Origin of the sequence: Pseudomonas sp. FP198 (genome assembly GCF_030687895.1) — a bacterium.
GTDB lineage: Bacteria > Pseudomonadota > Gammaproteobacteria > Pseudomonadales > Pseudomonadaceae > Aquipseudomonas.
This window is the reverse complement of sequence record NZ_CP117452.1, coordinates 4,809,538-4,825,990: the sequence shown is the minus strand read 5'-3', so window position 1 is coordinate 4,825,990 and position 16,453 is coordinate 4,809,538. Positions and strand designations below refer to the sequence as shown.

At 59.8% G+C, this 16,453-nt stretch carries 16 protein-coding genes; 8 read left to right on the top strand and 8 right to left on the bottom strand.

What is annotated here, in order from left to right; genetic code table 11:
* Window positions 1–58: 58 nt before the first annotated feature.
* The 4 genes from folX to PSH78_RS21970 form a co-directional block, all read right to left on the bottom strand.
* Window positions 59–439: a dihydroneopterin triphosphate 2'-epimerase gene (folX, locus tag PSH78_RS21985; RefSeq protein WP_014340149.1), complete on the bottom strand. Its 381-nt coding sequence runs from the start codon at window positions 437–439 to the stop codon at window positions 59–61.
* Entirely contained in the window at window positions 440–997 is a 558-nt protein-coding gene (gene folE, locus PSH78_RS21980; protein WP_305496753.1) for a GTP cyclohydrolase I FolE, read from the bottom strand.
* An 18-nt stretch (window positions 998–1,015) separates the two neighbouring features.
* Window positions 1,016–1,720, bottom strand: coding sequence for a dihydromonapterin reductase (folM, locus tag PSH78_RS21975; RefSeq protein ID WP_305496751.1), 705 nt, complete (start codon window positions 1,718–1,720; stop codon window positions 1,016–1,018).
* 131 nt (window positions 1,721–1,851) lie between these two features.
* Complete coding sequence (locus tag PSH78_RS21970; RefSeq protein WP_305496750.1) at window positions 1,852–2,412, bottom strand: antibiotic biosynthesis monooxygenase; 561 nt, start codon at window positions 2,410–2,412, stop codon at window positions 1,852–1,854.
* Between the two features lie 220 nt (window positions 2,413–2,632).
* Here PSH78_RS21970 and PSH78_RS21965 point away from each other — a divergent pair, with 220 nt between their 5' ends.
* A complete protein-coding gene (locus PSH78_RS21965; RefSeq protein ID WP_305496749.1) occupies window positions 2,633–3,592 on the top strand; it encodes a MerR family transcriptional regulator in 960 nt (319 codons plus the stop codon).
* A gap of 151 nt (window positions 3,593–3,743) precedes the next feature.
* Here PSH78_RS21965 and PSH78_RS21960 read toward each other — a convergent pair whose 3' ends face one another.
* The gene (locus PSH78_RS21960; protein ID WP_305496748.1) at window positions 3,744–4,349 is read right to left on the bottom strand and encodes a hypothetical protein; all 606 of its coding nucleotides are present in this window, start codon (window positions 4,347–4,349) and stop codon (window positions 3,744–3,746) included.
* Window positions 4,350–4,401: 52 nt separating this feature from the next.
* The gene (locus PSH78_RS21955; RefSeq protein ID WP_305501358.1) at window positions 4,402–4,878 is read right to left on the bottom strand and encodes a PAS domain-containing protein; all 477 of its coding nucleotides are present in this window, start codon (window positions 4,876–4,878) and stop codon (window positions 4,402–4,404) included.
* A 156-nt stretch (window positions 4,879–5,034) separates the two neighbouring features.
* Between PSH78_RS21955 and PSH78_RS21950 the strand changes: the two genes are divergently transcribed.
* The 4 genes from PSH78_RS21950 to PSH78_RS21935 all read left to right on the top strand — a co-directional run bounded on the left by PSH78_RS21950 (window position 5,035) and on the right by PSH78_RS21935 (window position 8,379).
* Window positions 5,035–5,490, top strand: coding sequence for a flavodoxin (locus PSH78_RS21950; RefSeq protein WP_305496745.1), 456 nt, complete (start codon window positions 5,035–5,037; stop codon window positions 5,488–5,490).
* Window positions 5,491–5,656: 166 nt separating this feature from the next.
* The gene (locus tag PSH78_RS21945; protein ID WP_370871006.1) at window positions 5,657–6,439 is read left to right on the top strand and encodes a class II aldolase/adducin family protein; all 783 of its coding nucleotides are present in this window, start codon (window positions 5,657–5,659) and stop codon (window positions 6,437–6,439) included.
* Window positions 6,439–7,341: an alpha/beta fold hydrolase gene (locus PSH78_RS21940; RefSeq protein ID WP_305496743.1), complete on the top strand. Its 903-nt coding sequence runs from the start codon at window positions 6,439–6,441 to the stop codon at window positions 7,339–7,341. Before PSH78_RS21945 ends, PSH78_RS21940 begins: the two co-directional genes overlap by 1 nt.
* Window positions 7,342–7,467: 126 nt before the next feature.
* The gene (locus tag PSH78_RS21935; RefSeq protein WP_305496742.1) at window positions 7,468–8,379 is read left to right on the top strand and encodes an SDR family oxidoreductase; all 912 of its coding nucleotides are present in this window, start codon (window positions 7,468–7,470) and stop codon (window positions 8,377–8,379) included.
* 42 nt (window positions 8,380–8,421) lie between these two features.
* Here PSH78_RS21935 and PSH78_RS21930 read toward each other — a convergent pair whose 3' ends face one another.
* Both PSH78_RS21930 and PSH78_RS21925 read right to left on the bottom strand, forming a co-directional pair.
* On the bottom strand, window positions 8,422–9,186 hold the full coding sequence (locus PSH78_RS21930) for an N-acetylmuramoyl-L-alanine amidase (RefSeq protein WP_305496740.1): 765 nt from the start codon (window positions 9,184–9,186) through the stop codon (window positions 8,422–8,424).
* 329 nt (window positions 9,187–9,515) lie between these two features.
* Window positions 9,516–9,782 (bottom strand): hypothetical protein, encoded by a 267-nt coding sequence (locus PSH78_RS21925; RefSeq protein ID WP_305496738.1) that lies wholly within the window; start codon window positions 9,780–9,782, stop codon window positions 9,516–9,518.
* 713 nt (window positions 9,783–10,495) lie between these two features.
* On the opposite strand from PSH78_RS21925, the gene PSH78_RS21920 reads away from it, so the two are divergent.
* The 3 genes from PSH78_RS21920 (at window position 10,496) to PSH78_RS21910 (ending at window position 16,445) form a co-directional block, all read left to right on the top strand.
* Window positions 10,496–12,289, top strand: a complete 1,794-nt coding sequence (locus PSH78_RS21920) for a DUF1302 domain-containing protein (RefSeq protein WP_305496736.1) — start codon at window positions 10,496–10,498, stop codon at window positions 12,287–12,289.
* 22 nt (window positions 12,290–12,311) lie between these two features.
* Window positions 12,312–13,679 (top strand): DUF1329 domain-containing protein, encoded by a 1,368-nt coding sequence (locus PSH78_RS21915; protein ID WP_305496735.1) that lies wholly within the window; start codon window positions 12,312–12,314, stop codon window positions 13,677–13,679.
* Between the two features lie 213 nt (window positions 13,680–13,892).
* Window positions 13,893–16,445, top strand: a complete 2,553-nt coding sequence (locus tag PSH78_RS21910; RefSeq protein ID WP_305496733.1) for a LuxR C-terminal-related transcriptional regulator — start codon at window positions 13,893–13,895, stop codon at window positions 16,443–16,445.
* The last annotated feature ends 8 nt before the right edge of the window (window positions 16,446–16,453 follow it).

Here is a 16,453-nt window from a genome sequence, read left to right as displayed (position 1 = left end):
GCTGCTGGTGGGTTTGCGTTGTTCAGGCTTGAAGCTTACAGCTTGAAGCTTTTGGCTGCTACGAAGCAGCCCTGCTTGCCGCCAGCGTAATCGACACTGACTCGGCAAATCGCAAGGCATGCGGCTTGTCGACTTCGACTTCAGCGTACAGCACTGATTCGTTGGCCATGACCAGGTCGAGCAGTTCCTGGGTCAGGCGTTCGAGTAAGGCGAAACGGTTGCCCTCCACATGGGCGATGATTGCCTTGGTGATGGTGCGGTAGTTCAGGGCGTGGTCGATGTCGTTATCGCGCACCGCCTCTTGGGCCGCGTAGAGGATGGTCAGGTTGATCAACACATCCTGCTTGTTGAGGATCTCGTCCTCGTTGATGCCAATGAACGTACGCAGGCGCAGGTCCTTGACCTTGATGCGCGCCATGGCGGGCTGAAGTTGTGGCATTTATTGGCTCCGTCGAATCAATTGCAGGAACTCCTGGCGCGTGGTGCTGGACTCGCGAAAGGCGCCGAGCATCACCGAGGTGTTCATCGTCGAGTTCTGTTTTTCGACACCGCGCATCATCATGCACATGTGCTGGGCTTCGATCACCACCGCAACGCCGGCGGCCTGGGTGACCTGCTGCACTGCGTCAGCGATTTGCCGGGTGAGGTTTTCCTGGATCTGCAGGCGACGGGCGAACATGTCCACCAGCCGGGCGATCTTCGACAGCCCCAGGACCTTGCCCGTAGGAATATAAGCTACATGGGCCTTGCCGATGAAGGGCAGCAGGTGATGTTCGCACAACGAATAGAGTTCGATGTCGGCGACGATCACCATTTCATCGCCGTCGGAGGCGAACAGGGCGCCGTTGACGATCTGTTCGATGCTCTGTTCATAGCCATGGCAAAGGTACTGCATGGCCTTTGCGGCCCGCACCGGTGTATCCAGCAGGCCTTCGCGTTCCGGGTCTTCGCCCAGGCCGATCAGGATCTCGCGGTAATGCTCGGGCGACAGGGCCATTGCGCTTCCTCGGAACAATTATTTGATGTGCCGCCCACCGTTGACGGTCAGGGTCGTGCCGGTGACGTAGGGGTTGTCCAGCAGATAACGCAGGCTCTGGTAGATCACTTCACTGCCCGGCTCGAAACCCAGCGCGGATTTGGCCAGGGCCTTGGCCCGATAGGCCGCATCGTCGTCGGGATTGAACAGTAGCAGGGCCGGGGCGATACCGTTGACCTTGATGGCGGGTGCGTATTTTGCCGCAAACGACAAGGTCAGGCTCTCGAGCCCGGCCTTGGTGGCGCAATAGGCGATGTGCCGGCTGCTGCCCTTGCGCGTCACGTCATCACTGATGTGCACGATATCGGCCGGCACCGAGCGTTGCAGCAGTTCGGCGCACTGCAGGTTGATCAGGTAGGGCGCGAGCATGTGCACGCCAAACATTGCGCTGAAAGCGGCCGCCTCATCGCCTGGAGTTTCGGCCAGCCAGGCCGAGGCGTTATGCACAATGGCGCGTAGCTGGTCGGTGTGCTGCTTGAGTTGTTCGATGAAGGCAAGGATTCCCGCTTCACTGGAAAAGTCGGCAAACAGCACCGTGGCCCCTGAGTCCCGTAGCGTCTGCACGCCCGGGCGTTCGGTGCGATAGGTGGCGATGACCGGATGCCCGTCTTCCAGCAACCGACGGGCGCAGTGCAGGCCGACACGCTGGGCTGCGCCGGTGATGAGGATCGGAGCGGTAGGCATGGGGCGGCTCGGTTTGCGGCGGAAGCAAAACTATAACAGTGCCGGATACCGTCTACCTATTGGCGACCGATCCAGTGAATGCATTGCCAATTTCCCACAGGGATAGCTCTTGAAGCTGATGGCATGCTGCATCAATGATTCTGCGTCGCCGGCACTGGTCGTTGCGGTGGGCCGGCGAGCCAGTTCGCCAGCAAGTGGGTCGATAACGGGATAAACAGATACACCATCAGCGGCGTCAGGATGAGCGTGCTGATCAGCACCCGGCTCAACAGGCCCAGTTCACCCAGTAATGGCCCCAGCAGGAAATTGAACAATAACGAAACCGGAAAAAACGCCAGCCAGATAGCCACCGCCTGTTTCCAGCGCGGCGGGCGCTGGTTGGCGGCGCCAAACCAGCCGTCGATGCCGCGCACACGATGTTCGGATGGGTCGGCAAATAGCTCGCTGCCGCGTCCCAGCCAAGCCGTGCGCGAAGCCGAATGTTCCCATGCATGCAGGGTCTGCTCATCGGCGAAACGGAAGATGATCTGGAATTCGTCGTCTTCGGGCGGCGGCGCAAGTACGCCTGAGCCCAGGTAGCCGGGGAAGTCGGTCGCCAATTGCTCGCCTTCACGCAACCAGGCGATCAGGTCCTGATAGCGGCCATTGGCGACGCGGCGGGCAACCATCAACGTGACGGGGGAGGCAGACATTTTGTATCTCCATGTTACGGTTGCGGCACTCCGGGTAGGAGATTCGCTTGAGGAACGGCCCCAGGGTAAGGGGGCGGCGTTCGATGCCTGAAGGCAAGCAAGGATTATTCCTTGTAGGGTAGGAAACTACAAATTCGAATATGGCCCGCCATCTCCCTTGTAAAGACATCCCCGGTGAGGAGTAAACTGGGATCCAATTCGAGCCGGGTAAGCCTTCGGAATGAGCGTGATCATCGAAGAGAACCTTGCGTTTCAGGCCGCCGTGGCTTTGAAAAGCGAGGACTTGTTTCCCATCCGCGAAGTGGCACGGGTGACGGGCGTGAATCCGGTGACGTTGCGCGCGTGGGAGCGGCGCTACGGCCTCATCCAGCCCACACGCACCGAAAGCGGGCACCGCCTGTATTCATTGAGCGATATCGAAAAGGTTCGCAGCATTCTCGCCTGGATCGAACGCGGGGTAGCGGTTAGCAAGGTGGGAAAAATTCTCGCCAGGACCGAGTCGGTGCAGCCAGCCTCCAGGTTCATTTCGCCCGATCTGGTGCGCGCCGATTACGCCCAGTGGCAACAGCTCGTGGCTGAAGCAGTCGGCAACTTTGACGATGTGGAGCTGGATCGGGTCTATGGACAGATTTTTTCCAGCTATACGGCACCGGTCGTCTTCCAGGACATCCTGATGCCGCTCTGGCGAGCATTGCTCCAACGCCAACATGAGTTCGGGCAGACCAGTGAGTGGCTGTTTTTCGACGGTTTCTTGCGCTCGCGTGTCATGCAACGACTCTTGCTGAAGCGCGAAACTTCGTCGCGCCGGGTCCTGGTCAGCGCCATAGCCGGCCAATGCCGGGAATTGGAGTTGCTGGTCACGACGCTATTCATCTCCAGGGCGGAGGTGGATGTCAGGGTCATGACTGTCGGCCAACCCTTTGACGAATTGACCCTGATTTGCCAGAAGATCAAGCCGTTGGCACTGGTACTGGTTTCCAATCATGCGCCGGCCGCGGAGCTGCCCAAGCGCCTGAACAAACTGGCGATGAGCCTGGATTGCCCGGTCATGCTCGCCGGCGATGCGTCCGACCTGGCGCAGGAAAGCCTGGCAGGCTCTTCCATCGCTTGCCTGGGAAATGAGGGCATGCTGATGCGCCAACGCTTGCGTCAATTTCTGGCGGGCAACCTGGATACTTGATGGCTTGCTAGGGTTTGTACGAAAAGTCGCCGAGCGGCGATCAGGCAAGGCGAAAACAGGCGAGGAAGCGGAGTTGACTGGTTGTCAATGAGCATTCCGAGCCTGTTTTCAACGCAGCCTGATCGTCGCGCAGGCACTTTTCGTACAAAGACTAGAGGTGCATCGCCGGATGGGTCAGACGATGTTGCTGGAGGATGTACTGACGCAGGCGCTCGGTTTCGTCCTGGTCATGCTGATTCAGATGGTAGGCGTACAGGCCCTGATCGGTTTCCCGTTCGAACGTACCGCGAAGCGAAATTCTCTCGTAGCCTGAAGGGCTGAACCACAACGCGAACTGTTTTGGCGGTTTGGTGCGGTTGCGAATTTCCAGCAGGACGCCCTTGCAAGAGACCTCGTGCACCCACAGAGGTCCCGGCTGACCCTTGGCATTTTCCAGCGCAACCGGTGCCTCGAGCGTCAGGCGCCATGGGCGGACCTTCGGTCCGTCCTCATAGATGCTCGGCACACCCAGGCGCAGGTGCATGGCATGGAATTCGTCTTCCACCAGATGCAACGGAAAGGTCATCTGCTGGTTTTCGAAATTGGCTTGCAACGTGACTTGCTCGTTTGCCGCCAGGCGCGTCAAAAGATCACGGATCTGCGACCCACCGTTTACCAGCAAGCTCGACGTGACATCCCGCTCGTTCAACTGCGGGCTGTGCTGCATGGTCCGGATGAAATCCAGCTCATCCTGGGTAAGAAGGGCGTCGCGCTGCATATGGTGCTCGAAAAATATGTGCGAGTTCACGGGTGATTCTAGAGACTGACCGTTAATTCGCCGTTTTGTTTGCGCCGTTCGTCGCATCCAGGCGCGCAATAGTCTCCCGTGCTTCAGCCAACTCCTTTTCGAGTTGGGCGATTCGCTGTTGAGCCTTCACCTGAATTGTCACGTCCTTCTGCACGCCGACGAAATAAGTGTGCCCGTCAGCCTGGTTTTTCACGGTCGACAACGACAGCTCATTCCAGAACGGCGTGCCGTCCTTGCGATAGTTGCGAAGGACCTGTCGGCATGATCCGCCTTGCTTCAAGGCCATGCGGATATGCTCCAGGGCCGGTTGATCGCGATCGCCGGACTGCAGGAAACGGCAGTCCTGGTAGAGGATCTCGTCGCGGCTGTAGCCGGTCAGCCGTTCAAACGCCGGGTTTACATAAATCAGGATATTGTCTTCGTCGCCTTCCTTTTCGGCGATGACGATCCCGTCGTTCGAAGCGCTGATCACCAACTGCATCAAGTGAGCATTAATCATGAAGGCCTCCAGCAATGGTCATCCCTGCGTGCGCTGCATTCTAGAAGAACCCTGGGAGATGTCCACTTGCCATTATCGGTTGTTGAGAATCAATCCCGGCATCACTGTTCAGCCTGCTACCATTGCGGCTCTTTATTCCGCTTCAGGATCAGATTGATGAAAGTCGCCATCCTTTCCGGCTCCGTATACGGCACCGCCGAAGAAGTCGCCCGGCATGCCGCCAAATTGCTTGATGACGCCGGTTTCCAGACATTCCACAATCCGCGGGCAACCCTGGCGGATATCCAGGCGTTTGGCCCGCAGGCGTTGCTGGCCATAACGTCCACTACCGGCATGGGCGAGCTGCCGGACAACCTGATGCCATTGTATTCGACGATTCGCGACCAATTGCCCGCGTCGTTTCGCGGCCTGCCCGGTGCGGTGATCGGCCTCGGGGATGCCAGCTATGGCGATACGTTCTGCGGTGGTGGCGAGCAGATGCACGAATTGTTCGCCGAGCTGGGCGTGCACGAGGTGCTGCCCATGTTACGCCTGGATGCCAGTGAGAGTGTGACGCCGGAAAGCGATGCCGAGCCCTGGCTGGGCGAATTGATCGCTGCATTGCGCCATTGATGGAAGGGTGGCCGGCACTGATCGCAGATGTTCGCCTGATGACCCGCTCGGTCAGTAAGCTGGCTGCCAATGCAACTACCGGCCCTGGCGGAGCTGACTAGACTGGTTTTCTGTTCATGGAGGTTGGATACGCCTCCACCATAACAAGAAGCCAGAGGTCATAACCGTGAGCGTGACGCCCATTCAATCGACACCCGGCATCAAGGATCAGGTCAGCGCCGCCGAATGGCAAACCCGCGTCGATCTTGCCGCCTGTTACAGGCTGGTCGCGCTGCACGGCTGGGACGATCTGATCTTTACCCATATCTCCGCCAAGGTCCCCGGCACCGAAGATTTCCTTATCAATCCGTTCGGGTTGATGTTCCATGAAATCACCGCGTCGAGCCTGGTCAAGGTCGACCAGGCCGGCAACAAGCTGATGCCCAGCCCCTATGAGATAAACCCGGCGGGTTACACCATTCACAGTGCGGTGCACGAGGTGCGGCACGATGTGATGTGTGTGCTGCACACCCACACGGCCGCCGGTGTCGCGGTATCGGCGCAAGAACAGGGCGTGCTGCCGATCAGCCAGCAATCGCTGTTCGTGCTGTCGAGCCTGGCGTATCACCCTTACGAAGGGGTCGCCCTCAATCCTGAAGAGAAGGCCCGCCTGCAAGCGGACCTGGGCGACAGTAATTTCCTGATGCTTCACAACCACGGTCTGCTGACCTGTGGCGGCACCATCGCCGATACCTTCCTGATGATGTTCATTTTCCAGCGATCCTGTGACATCCAGGTCCTGGCGCAGACCGGCGGCGCCGAGTTGATCGTGATCGAGCCCCAGGTGCTGGCCGGTGCCCGGGCGATGGTTGCCGGGGTGACCCGAAGCGCCCAAGGCATGGGTGGCGCGCTGGCCTGGCCGGCCTTGCTGCGCAAACTCGATCAGCAAGATCCGGGTTATAAAAGCTGATGCCCATGGTCCAGATTCCGCTGCGTATCTGGCGCCAGCGCGGGCAGACCTTCATGTTTCGGGGGCACGCCATCCGCTATTGGGTGGCGGGCCACGGCGAGCCTCTGTTGCTCATCCACGGGTTCCCTACCGCCAGTTGGGACTGGCACTACCTGTGGCAGCCGCTGGCGCAGCGTTACCGGGTGATCGCCTGCGACATGCTCGGTTTCGGTGACTCCGATAAACCCGTGGATCACGCCTATAGCCTGTTGGATCAGGCCGATCTGCAGCAAGCGTTGCTGACGCATTTGAATGTGACGCAGGGAGTTCATGTGCTGGCCCACGATTATGGCGACAGCGTGGCCCAGGAGTTGATTTCCCGGCACAGCGAGGCGCGCGCCGACGTCGCCAGTTGTGTCTTTCTCAATGGTGGGCTGTTCCCCGAGACCCATCGTCCGGTGCTGATGCAGAAATTGTTGCTCAGCCCCTTGGGCTGGCTGATAGGCCGGGCCTTCTCCAGGGACGGACTGGTGAAGAGTTTTCAACGGATTTTCGGCCCCAGGACTTGCCCGACCGAAAGCGAGATGGATGATTACTGGAGCCTGGTCGAAACCCATCACGGGCCGCGGATCATGCACAAACTCATCGCCTATATTCCCGAACGACGGATGCAACGCGACCGTTGGGTGCAGGCGATGCAGCGCGGCGAAGTGCCGTTGCGGGTCATCGACGGGGCAATCGATCCGATTTCCGGTGCGCATATGGTGGCGCGTTACGAGGCCTTGATTCCGAACGCCGACACGGTGCTGTTGCCTGACATTGGCCACTATCCACACACCGAGGCACCTGTTCAGGTACTCAAGCATTACCTGGCATTTCGCGAAATCATCGCGGCGCCGATCAGGCAAATGGCCTGTTCATGACCGATTGCCTGGCATCATCCCCTCACCTTATCGCCCACCATTCACTCTGAGCCCAGTTGATTGTGGCCTGCCGACTTGTGCCGGACACTCGTGCCAATGTCCTATCGGCCTGCTGGAGTTCTGCCCATGAGTGAATCTGTGCGCTTCGAAGATAAAGTCGTGATCGTCACGGGAGCCGGCGGCGGCCTTGGCCGCGCTCATGCGCTGCTGTTTGCCCGGCACGGCGCGCGCGTGCTGGTGAACGATCTCGGCGGGTCGGCGCAGGGAGAGGGCGCCAACGCCTCGGCAGCGGATCGGGTGGTGGCAGAAATCCGTGCCGCCGGTGGTGTTGCCGAAGCCAATCATGACTCTGTCACCGAGGGCGACAAGCTTGTGCAAAACGCCCTCGACGCGTTCGGCAGGGTGGACGTGGTCGTCAATAATGCCGGTATCCTGCGCGACAAGACCTTCCATAAGATGGACGATGCCGATTGGGACCTGGTTTACCGTGTCCATGTCGAAGGTGCCTATAAAGTCACCCGCGCCGCCTGGCCGCACCTGCGCGAGCAGAACTACGGACGAGTGATCTTCACCGCCTCCACGTCTGGCATCTATGGCAACTTCGGGCAGTCCAACTACGGCATGGCCAAGCTTGGCCTGTACGGCCTCACTCGCACCCTGGCTATCGAAGGTCGCAAGAACAACATTCTCGTCAACGCCATCGCCCCCACCGGCGGCACCCGTATGACTGAAGGCCTGATCCCGCCGCAGGTATTCGAGCAGCTCAAGCCTGAACTCGTCAGCCCGCTGGTCGTGTACCTGGCCAGCGAAGCCTGCCAGGAAACTTCCGGATTGTTCGAAGTAGGCGGTGGCTGGATGGGCAAGGTGCGCTGGGAGCGCAGCCTCGGTGCCGGCTTCGATCCGCGCCAGGGATTTTCACCCGAGGACGTCGCCGCTCACTGGCAGCAGATTTGCGACTTCGAAAACGCAGTCCACCCGAACGACAACCTGGAAGCTTTGAAAGAAATGATGGCGAACCTGCAGCGTCACGCCATTTGAATCGCGTCCCTGGGCACGCGAGCGCCAGGCGCGGCAACGTGCTCAGGGGAAGTACTTCTGCACCAGGGCCGCGAGATTCGCAGCGGTCTCCATGTCCATCACACCGTCATGTTTCGTCGGGCGAAAATGCAACTGGAAGGCGCGGACCAGGCGTTGGAACCCAACATTGGTCGTCGCGGCCGACGTATCGAAACCATACCTCCTGAACAGACCGAGCAATTGCTCGCGGGTCGGCACGCCGCTGGTTTGATAGGCCTGTAGGAAAGCCTTCTGGGCATGGTCATCAAACCAGGCGCCGATACCCTTGAGATACAACGCATGCCAGGGAAACATCGGGCCAGGATCACTCTTGCGCCCGGCGGCGATATCCGAGTGCCCCACCACGTTTACCGGACTGATTTCCGGATAGCGTTTGAGGATATCCGTTGCCAGGTATTCGATCGCCTCGATTTGCTGGGGCGCATAAGGCGGAAAGGTAAATTGCCCTTGGTTGTCCGTCGCCAGATTGACGATTTCGACGCCGAGCGAAGTGTCGTTCAGGTTGCTGCGATTACCCCAACTGCTCACCCCGGCATGCCAGGCCCGCTGGCGCTCGTCCACCAGATTGAAGATCTGCGGCTCCTTGAAGCCCGCCTTCAAATAGGTAGGATCGGCAAAATCCGGGATGAGGTAATGAGCACTCACGGACGGGCCGGTCAAAGCGTTTATCGAAGAGGCGAAGTTGCCGGCGGTGTAATGGAAGACAAGAAAGCGAACGCGACTGTTGTAGCCTTTCCTTGATCGATGGCTTGTGTTGTTTATCTGCATTATCAAATAACTCACTGGTCGATAATCGAAGCGAGGCGCTGCGATTTAATTCAGCGTAACAGATGAATTATTTGAGCGTGTGTAGTGGGTTTCGGGCTTTGTTGTAGGAATGGGTTCATTAATGAAAGGGGCGAATCTATTGGGTGGACTGTGAAATGCGCATGGTGATCCTTAATGACCGAAGTAGCAGCGTGACGGTAACGCAAAAAAAACCGACAGAGTATTACGTATCACTTTTTCTTACGGGATTCTGATTTTGTGCCAAAGATCCAGTCGGCTATTAAAGGCCGTCGCCAGATAGAGAGGCAACGGCCTGAGACCAGGTTAGATCAAGTGCTTTCGGCGTATCTTTTTTCCAGTACGAATTTCGGTGCTTTCCAGTTTGGTCCCTTTAGGCATAGACCTTTTTCCCCCCTTGTCAGTATTCCCGCCTCGAAAAGGTTTTTATAGGTTATTTCAAGCTCCCCGTGTTGTATCAGCTCACGGTTATGGCGCCTGATCATCATGTCTAAGTGCGGAGAAGCCTTCAGTAGCGCAAAGACTGTGACGATCTCTTCCAAAGACTCGTTCTTAACGATCTGCTCAACAGTGCTCATTGCGACATCTCCTTCAGAAGCTTCTGATAATCTCTTTCATCCTGTAGTCCAGCTTTGGCTAAGGCATCGGAGGTATAAAGCAATGACTCGTGATCGTGGACTTTAAAATCTTCGAGTGTCGCGGTATGTGCATTGAATCCGTGCATGGTTGTTTGGGGCAGTGCCATCCGTGGCGACGACGAAAACTATAAATTCAAACGCTTTAGCCAGACAGGTGGGCCTTTCTGACAATGCTGTAGGAAACAAGAAGTTCCACCACGGAAATAATTCGGAAATAAAAAAGGCCGCTGCAAAACGCAGCGGCCTAAACGTGACGTTGTAAAGGAGCTACAAATCAACGTCAGTGGACACGGGGACGATGGATTGATGCGCAATCCATCCGAATGACGGTGCGCCAGGCGCGAGGGACGCCTGGCGGCTTGCGCTTGCAGGCCCGTTGTCCCGCAAGCCCGGCCAGCATAGGGATGGGACGTTTTGAGAAACAGCTCGGATCCGGACATGCACTGTTGCAGTGCATGTAACAGTGCAGGCGCAGCGATGAAAATGCACGCCGTTGATAACCTCTCATCCAGTCCATTCATGCACCACGCAAAGGCACGGCCCGCAAGGGCTGTCATCCTTTGGAGGTACATCGCGAATACCCCCTTGGTGCGCTTATCGCCCATGACGTGGGGCAGTAGGGTGGAGGCTCTGTCACTCACCGGGGAAGACGCATGACAACAATAACAATGCGCGCCATCTTCAAGCCGCAGGCGCTGGCCGTCGCGGTGGCCTTGGGTTGCTGTGCCCAGGCGCAGGCCGTTTCATTCAACATTGGCGAAATCGAGGGGCAGTTCGACTCCTCGCTGTCGGTTGGCGCGAGCTGGGGCATGCGCGATGCCGACAGGGATCTGGTCGGCACCGTCAATGGCGGTACGGGCCAGTCTTCCACCGGTGACGACGGCCGATTGAATTTCAGGAAAGGCGAGACTTTCTCGAAAATCTTCAAGGGCCTCCACGACCTCGAACTCAAGTACGGCGACACCGGCGTGTTTGTCCGTGGCAAGTATTGGTACGACTTCGAGCTCAAGGACGAAAACCGCGAGTTCAAGGACATCAGCGACAGCAACCGCAAGGAGGGCGCCAAGTCGTCGGGGGCGCAGATCCTCGATGCCTTCGTCTATCACAATTATTCCATCGCCGATCTGCCGGGCACGGTGCGCGCCGGCAAGCAGGTGGTCAGTTGGGGCGAAAGTACCTTCATCGGCAACTCCATCAACAGCATCAACCCGGTGGACGTGTCCGCGTTCCGTCGCCCGGGGGCGGAGATCAAGGAAGGCCTGATCCCGGTCAACATGCTGTTCGCCTCCCAGGGCTTGACCGACAAGCTTACCGTCGAAGGTTTCTACCAACTGGAGTGGGACCAGACGGTTGTGGACAACTGCGGCACCTTCTTCGGTAACGATGTGGTCGCCGATGGTTGCACCGATGGCTATACCGTAGGCAGCCCGGCGATTGCACCTTTCGTGCCGTTGACCAACGCGTTCGGCCAGGGCATCCAGGTGACCAGCGAAGGCGTGGTCATTCCCCGTGGCGGTGACCGCGATGCGCGGGACTCCGGTCAGTGGGGCACGGCGTTGCGCTGGCTCGGCGATGACACCGAGTACGGCCTGTACTTCATGAATTATCACAGCCGCACGCCGACCGTTGGCACCACGACGGCGGGGCTCTCTACGCTGGCTGCGCTGCCGGGGATGGTCGCGACTGCAAACGCCATCGCCCCTGGCAGCGGCGCGGGCCTGGCGCAAAGCGTGATGTTGGGGCGCGGAGGGTATTACCTCGAATACCCTGAAGACATCCGCCTGTACGGCGCCAGTTTCTCCACCACGTTGCCGACAGGCACGGCGTGGACCGGCGAAATCAGTTACCGCCCCAATGCACCGGTACAGGTCAATACCAACGACCTGACCCTGGCCTTGGTGAACCCGATCGCCGGAGGCGCCGCGTCACCGATCGCCACTTCGCCGGGCGCGGACAACACCGGTTACCGCCGCAAGGAAGTGACCCAGGTCCAGAGCACCCTGACGCACTTCTTCGACCAGGTGCTGGGCGCCGATCGCCTGACCGTGGTCGGTGAGGCCGCGGTCGTCCATGTCGGCGGTCTCGAATCGAAGGACGAGCTGCGTTATGGACGCGATTCGGTCTACGGCCAGTACGGTTTCAACGGCGACACCGACGGTTTTGTCACCTCGACCTCCTGGGGTTATCGCGCCCGGGCGATTCTCGACTATTCCAACGTTATCGGCGGGGTGAACTTCAAGCCCAACCTGTCCTGGTCCCATGACGTGGCCGGCTATGGGCCCAACGGTTTGTTCAACGAAGGCGCCAAAGCAGTCAGCGTGGGTGTCGATGCCGATTACCGCAACACGTACACCGCCAGCCTGAGCTACACCGATTTCTTCGGCGGCGATTACAACGTTCTCGAAGACCGCGACTTCCTCGCGCTGAGCTTCGGCGTGAACTTCTGATCTGGCTGACAAGGAAAACCCAATGCGCAAGATGATCCTGCAATGCGGTGCCCTGGCCCTGAGCCTGCTGGCCGCGAACGTGATGGCGGCGGTCTCGCCGGAGGAAGCGAACAAACTGGGCACCAGCCTCACCCCGCTGGGCGCGGAAAAGGCCGGCAACGCCGATGGCTCGATCCCGGCCTGGACCGGCGGTATCCCGAAGAATGCCGGTGCCGTGGACAGCAAAGGCTTCCTCGCCGACCCGTTCGCCAGTGAAAAACCGCTGTTCACCATCACCGCCGCGACCGTGGACAAGTACAAGGACAAGCTCTCCGAAGGCCAGGTCGCGATGTTCAAGCGCTACCCGGAAACCTACCGGATTCCGGTCTACCCGACCCACCGCAGCGTTGGCCTGCCGCCGGAGATCTATGAGGCGGCCAAACGTAGCGCACTGAACGTGAACGCCATCAACGACGGCAACGGCCTGGCCAACTTCACCGGCAACCGGTACTACGCGTTCCCGATTCCCAAGACCGGCGTGGAGGTGCTGTGGAACCACATCACCCGCTACCACGGCGGCAACCTGCGGCGCGTCATCACCCAGGCTACACCGCAGACCAACGGCAGCTTCACGCCGATCCGCTTCGAAGAAGAGATCGCCGTGCCGTTCCTGATCAAGGACGCCGATCCGGAAAAAGCCAGCAATGTACTGACTTATTTCAAGCAAGAGGTGACGGCCCCGGCGCGCCTGGCCGGTAACGTGTTGCTGGTGCATGAAACGCTCGACCAGGTGACGGAGCCGCGTCTGGCATGGATCTACAACGCCGGCCAGCGTCGCGTGCGTCGTGCCCCACAAGTCGCCTATGACGGCCCGGGCACCGCTGCCGACGGCTTGCGTACCTCCGACAACTTCGACCTGTTTTCCGGCGCCCCGGATCGCTACGACTGGAAGCTGGTGGGCAAGAAGGAAATGTACATCCCGTACAACAGCTACAAACTCGATTCACCGAGCCTCAAATACGATGACGTGATCAAGGCCGGGCACATCAACCAGGACCTGACGCGTTACGAGTTGCACCGGGTCTGGGAAGTGGTGGGTACGGTCAAGCCCAGCGAGCGGCACATCTACGCCAAGCGCCACATGTACATCGATGAGGACAGCTGGCAAGCGGCACTGGTGGACCACTATGACGGGCGCGGCCAGTTGTGGCGCGTGGCCGAAGGGCATGCCCAGTTCTATTACGACCATCAGAACCCGGGCTACACACTCGAAGCGCTCTACGACATCATCGCTGGCCGCTACATTGCCCTGGGCATGAAAAACGAAGAGAAGCACGCCTACGTCTATGGGTTCGAGGCTCGGGCAGCCGACTACACGCCGGCAGCGTTGCGGTCGAGCGGGGTTCGCTAGATCGTCTTGGCAAGATACCCGTGGCGAGGGAGCTTGCTCCCGCTGGGCCGCGAAGCGGCGCCAAAGCCCTCTAGACCCTGAGCAAAACCAATGACCGACAGCTGAGCTGCCGGTCATTTTTTTATGAGCAGCAATCAGCGCGCTGAATATTTCTCCTAAGGTGCTCGACACAGGTCTAGGGTGATGGAACAACAATAAAAGGGACCTTGCACAATGACCGCCATGACCCCGTGTCCGGACCGTCCCGGGCTGCTGCCGCGCCTGTCTTCGACGCATGTGCCACGCCGGTCCCTGAGCGAGTCGTTGCTGGCTTCCGAGGCGCGGGTAAAGCTGCTTTACGCACCGGCGGGCAGCGGCAAGAGCGCGTTGTTCGCTGAATGCTTCCTGCAAGCGCCCCCGGGCTGCCGGCTGCATTGGCTGCCGCTGGGGGGCGCGGCAATGGATGTCGCGCAATTCTGTGAGTGCCTGGCCCAGGCCCTCGGATTGCCGGTGGTCGATGAGGCGAGCCTGTTGGCTCACCTGGCACGGTTGCAAACCCCGACATGGTTGTTTCTGGATGATTATTGCCGGGTGCCCAATCCCGCACTCGACCAATTGCTCGACCGCTTGCTGAACACCAGCAGTCCGGCGCTGCATCTGTGGCTCAATGGCCGTCGCCGCCCGCACTGCAACTGGCCGCGCTTGTTGCTGGACGACGAACTGCACGAGTTCGACGCGCAAGCCCTGGTTTTTACCGCCGAGGATGTTCAGCAATTGCTCGGGCATTTGCCCGGCCCACTGGCCGCACGCACCGCCCGCGAGGTGGTTCAGCGCAGTGGTGGCTGGTGTGCCGGGGTGCGCTTTGCCTTGCTCGAACGTTGCGAGTGGGCGCGAAGCAACGCTTCGTCGGGGCGTGCCGGGACTTTACCCGACTACCTCGAATATGAATTGTTTGGCGCCTTGTCCCCGGAGCTGGCGCAGGCCTGGCGCGTGCTGGCGCATTTGCCGCGCTTCAATGCCCGGCTTTGCGAGCATCTGTTCGGCGATACGGTGGGGGCCGAATGCCTTCCCTTGCTGCTGGACCTGGGATGCTTCATCGAACCGTGGGCGCAGTCTTCGGAATGGATGCAGATTTTCCCTCCGCTGGCCCGCCTCGTGCGTGACGAGCCCTGGCCCCAGGCGCGCTCCTGGCACCGGCGCGCCTGCCAATGGTTCGCCGCCGAACAGGATTGGCCGATGGCATTCGAACAGGCCATGCAAGCGGGGGAGTTCGAGACTGCCGTGAGTGTCCTCCAGCATCTGAATTTCGAGCATGTCTTGCAGGGCAACAACGTCCAGCTGTTATTGAATCTGCATGACCAGCAGGACGAGGCGTTGTCCCTCGGTACGCCGCAATCGGTGGGGCTGGTTACCGCAGCCTTGCTGTGTGCCGGACGTTTCGCCGAGGCCGAGCGGTGCATCGAGCAATTGGGCAGGTTCGCGCCACAGCCGCTGGCCTGCCGACAGCGAGAACTGATTGCCCGATGGCAAGTCTTGCGTGGTTGGCTGCTGCATCTGGACGGCGAGGGCGAACCGGCGCGTGAGCATTTCCTTCAGGCCGAAGCCGGCCTCGAACCGCACGCCTGGGCCCTCAAGGTGCTGTGCCTGATCGGCCAGACGCAGCAGGCGTTACTCAAAGGTGAGCTGGCGTCCGCGCAATGGATCAACCGTCAGGCGCTGTGCCTGGCCCGGGCTCATGGTTCGCTGGTGTTCGAAGGATTGCTGGAACTGGATCACGCCCAGGTGCTTGAGCAGCGCGGCGCGCCCCATCGGGCGGATCATTTGTTGAGCGCCGTCCAGGTGCTGCTCGACAGGCCAGGCCAGGATTTTTCCGCGTTGCTGGGACGTATCGCCCTGCGACGTGGGCGCCTGGCGTTACGCATGGGGGCTGACGAGCAGGCTGCCGAACACTTTCAGGCCGGCCTGGAGGCGGGCCTGCGTAGCCAGGACAAACAAGTGCTCTACGGCTTTCTCGGCAAGGCTTGCCTGGCGGCCAACCGGGGTGATTATGGCGAAGCCTTCATGCAGCTGCGCGACGCCGAGCGGATCATGCAGCAGCGACACATCCCCGACACGGTCTATCGCGGCGTGCTGCTGCAAACCAGCTGTCAATTCTGGTTGCAGCAGGGGCGCCCGGAACTTGCCCATGAAGTCTTGACCCGGGTCTTGCGGCATTTCCACGGGCCGCAGGCCAAGCAGGCGCCGCCAGCGACCCTGGAACTGATTCCGCGCCTCGAGTATCTGCTGGTGCTGGCCGAGGTCTACCTGCATCGGGCACATGAGCCCCAGGCTCGCCTGCAGGCGATGATCGCCCAGGCACGACAGCGCGAAATGCACGCATTGGAAACGGAGTTGCAGTTGGCGCTGGCCGAGGTCGTCTGGTTGTCGGCCGATCGCACCTCTCTTGGATCGATCGCGCCGGAGGCGCTCAAGCAAGTGGCCTGTTGGCGGGCGCAGCAAGCCTTGGGTGAGCTGCGTATGCGCCAGCCTGAACTGGTGCACTGGATGCAATCTCAGGAGCGGATCGAGCTGCCGGGACGCGCGGCGGAAGAAACGCTGCTCAGCCAGCGCGAACTGGAAGTACTGGAACTCATTGCCCAGGGCCATTCAAACCAGCAGATCGCCGAGCGCCTGTTCATCTCGCTGCACACGGTGAAAACCCATGCGCGGCGGATCCATAGCAAGCTGGGCGTACAGCGGCGGACACAAGCGGTCGCAAAAGCGAAAAACATGGGCGTGATGAGTTAGCGAATATC

Excerpts from the sequence above, each read along its gene's own strand:
- folX (WP_014340149.1), bottom strand. The coding sequence starts at position 439 with ATGCCACAACTTCAGCCCGCCATGGCGCGCATCAAGGTCAAGGACCTG.
- folE (WP_305496753.1), bottom strand. The coding sequence starts at position 997 with ATGGCCCTGTCGCCCGAGCATTACCGCGAGATCCTGATCGGCCTGGGC.
- folM (WP_305496751.1), bottom strand. The coding sequence starts at position 1,720 with ATGCCTACCGCTCCGATCCTCATCACCGGCGCAGCCCAGCGTGTCGGC.
- PSH78_RS21970 (WP_305496750.1), bottom strand. The coding sequence starts at position 2,412 with ATGTCTGCCTCCCCCGTCACGTTGATGGTTGCCCGCCGCGTCGCCAAT.
- PSH78_RS21965 (WP_305496749.1), top strand. The coding sequence starts at position 2,633 with ATGAGCGTGATCATCGAAGAGAACCTTGCGTTTCAGGCCGCCGTGGCT.
- PSH78_RS21960 (WP_305496748.1), bottom strand. The coding sequence starts at position 4,349 with ATGCAGCGCGACGCCCTTCTTACCCAGGATGAGCTGGATTTCATCCGG.
- PSH78_RS21955 (WP_305501358.1), bottom strand. The coding sequence starts at position 4,878 with ATGATTAATGCTCACTTGATGCAGTTGGTGATCAGCGCTTCGAACGAC.
- PSH78_RS21950 (WP_305496745.1), top strand. The coding sequence starts at position 5,035 with ATGAAAGTCGCCATCCTTTCCGGCTCCGTATACGGCACCGCCGAAGAA.
- PSH78_RS21940 (WP_305496743.1), top strand. The coding sequence starts at position 6,439 with ATGCCCATGGTCCAGATTCCGCTGCGTATCTGGCGCCAGCGCGGGCAG.
- PSH78_RS21935 (WP_305496742.1), top strand. The coding sequence starts at position 7,468 with ATGAGTGAATCTGTGCGCTTCGAAGATAAAGTCGTGATCGTCACGGGA.
- PSH78_RS21930 (WP_305496740.1), bottom strand. The coding sequence starts at position 9,186 with ATGCAGATAAACAACACAAGCCATCGATCAAGGAAAGGCTACAACAGT.
- PSH78_RS21925 (WP_305496738.1), bottom strand. The coding sequence starts at position 9,782 with ATGAGCACTGTTGAGCAGATCGTTAAGAACGAGTCTTTGGAAGAGATC.
- PSH78_RS21920 (WP_305496736.1), top strand. The coding sequence starts at position 10,496 with ATGACAACAATAACAATGCGCGCCATCTTCAAGCCGCAGGCGCTGGCC.
- PSH78_RS21915 (WP_305496735.1), top strand. The coding sequence starts at position 12,312 with ATGCGCAAGATGATCCTGCAATGCGGTGCCCTGGCCCTGAGCCTGCTG.
- PSH78_RS21910 (WP_305496733.1), top strand. The coding sequence starts at position 13,893 with ATGACCGCCATGACCCCGTGTCCGGACCGTCCCGGGCTGCTGCCGCGC.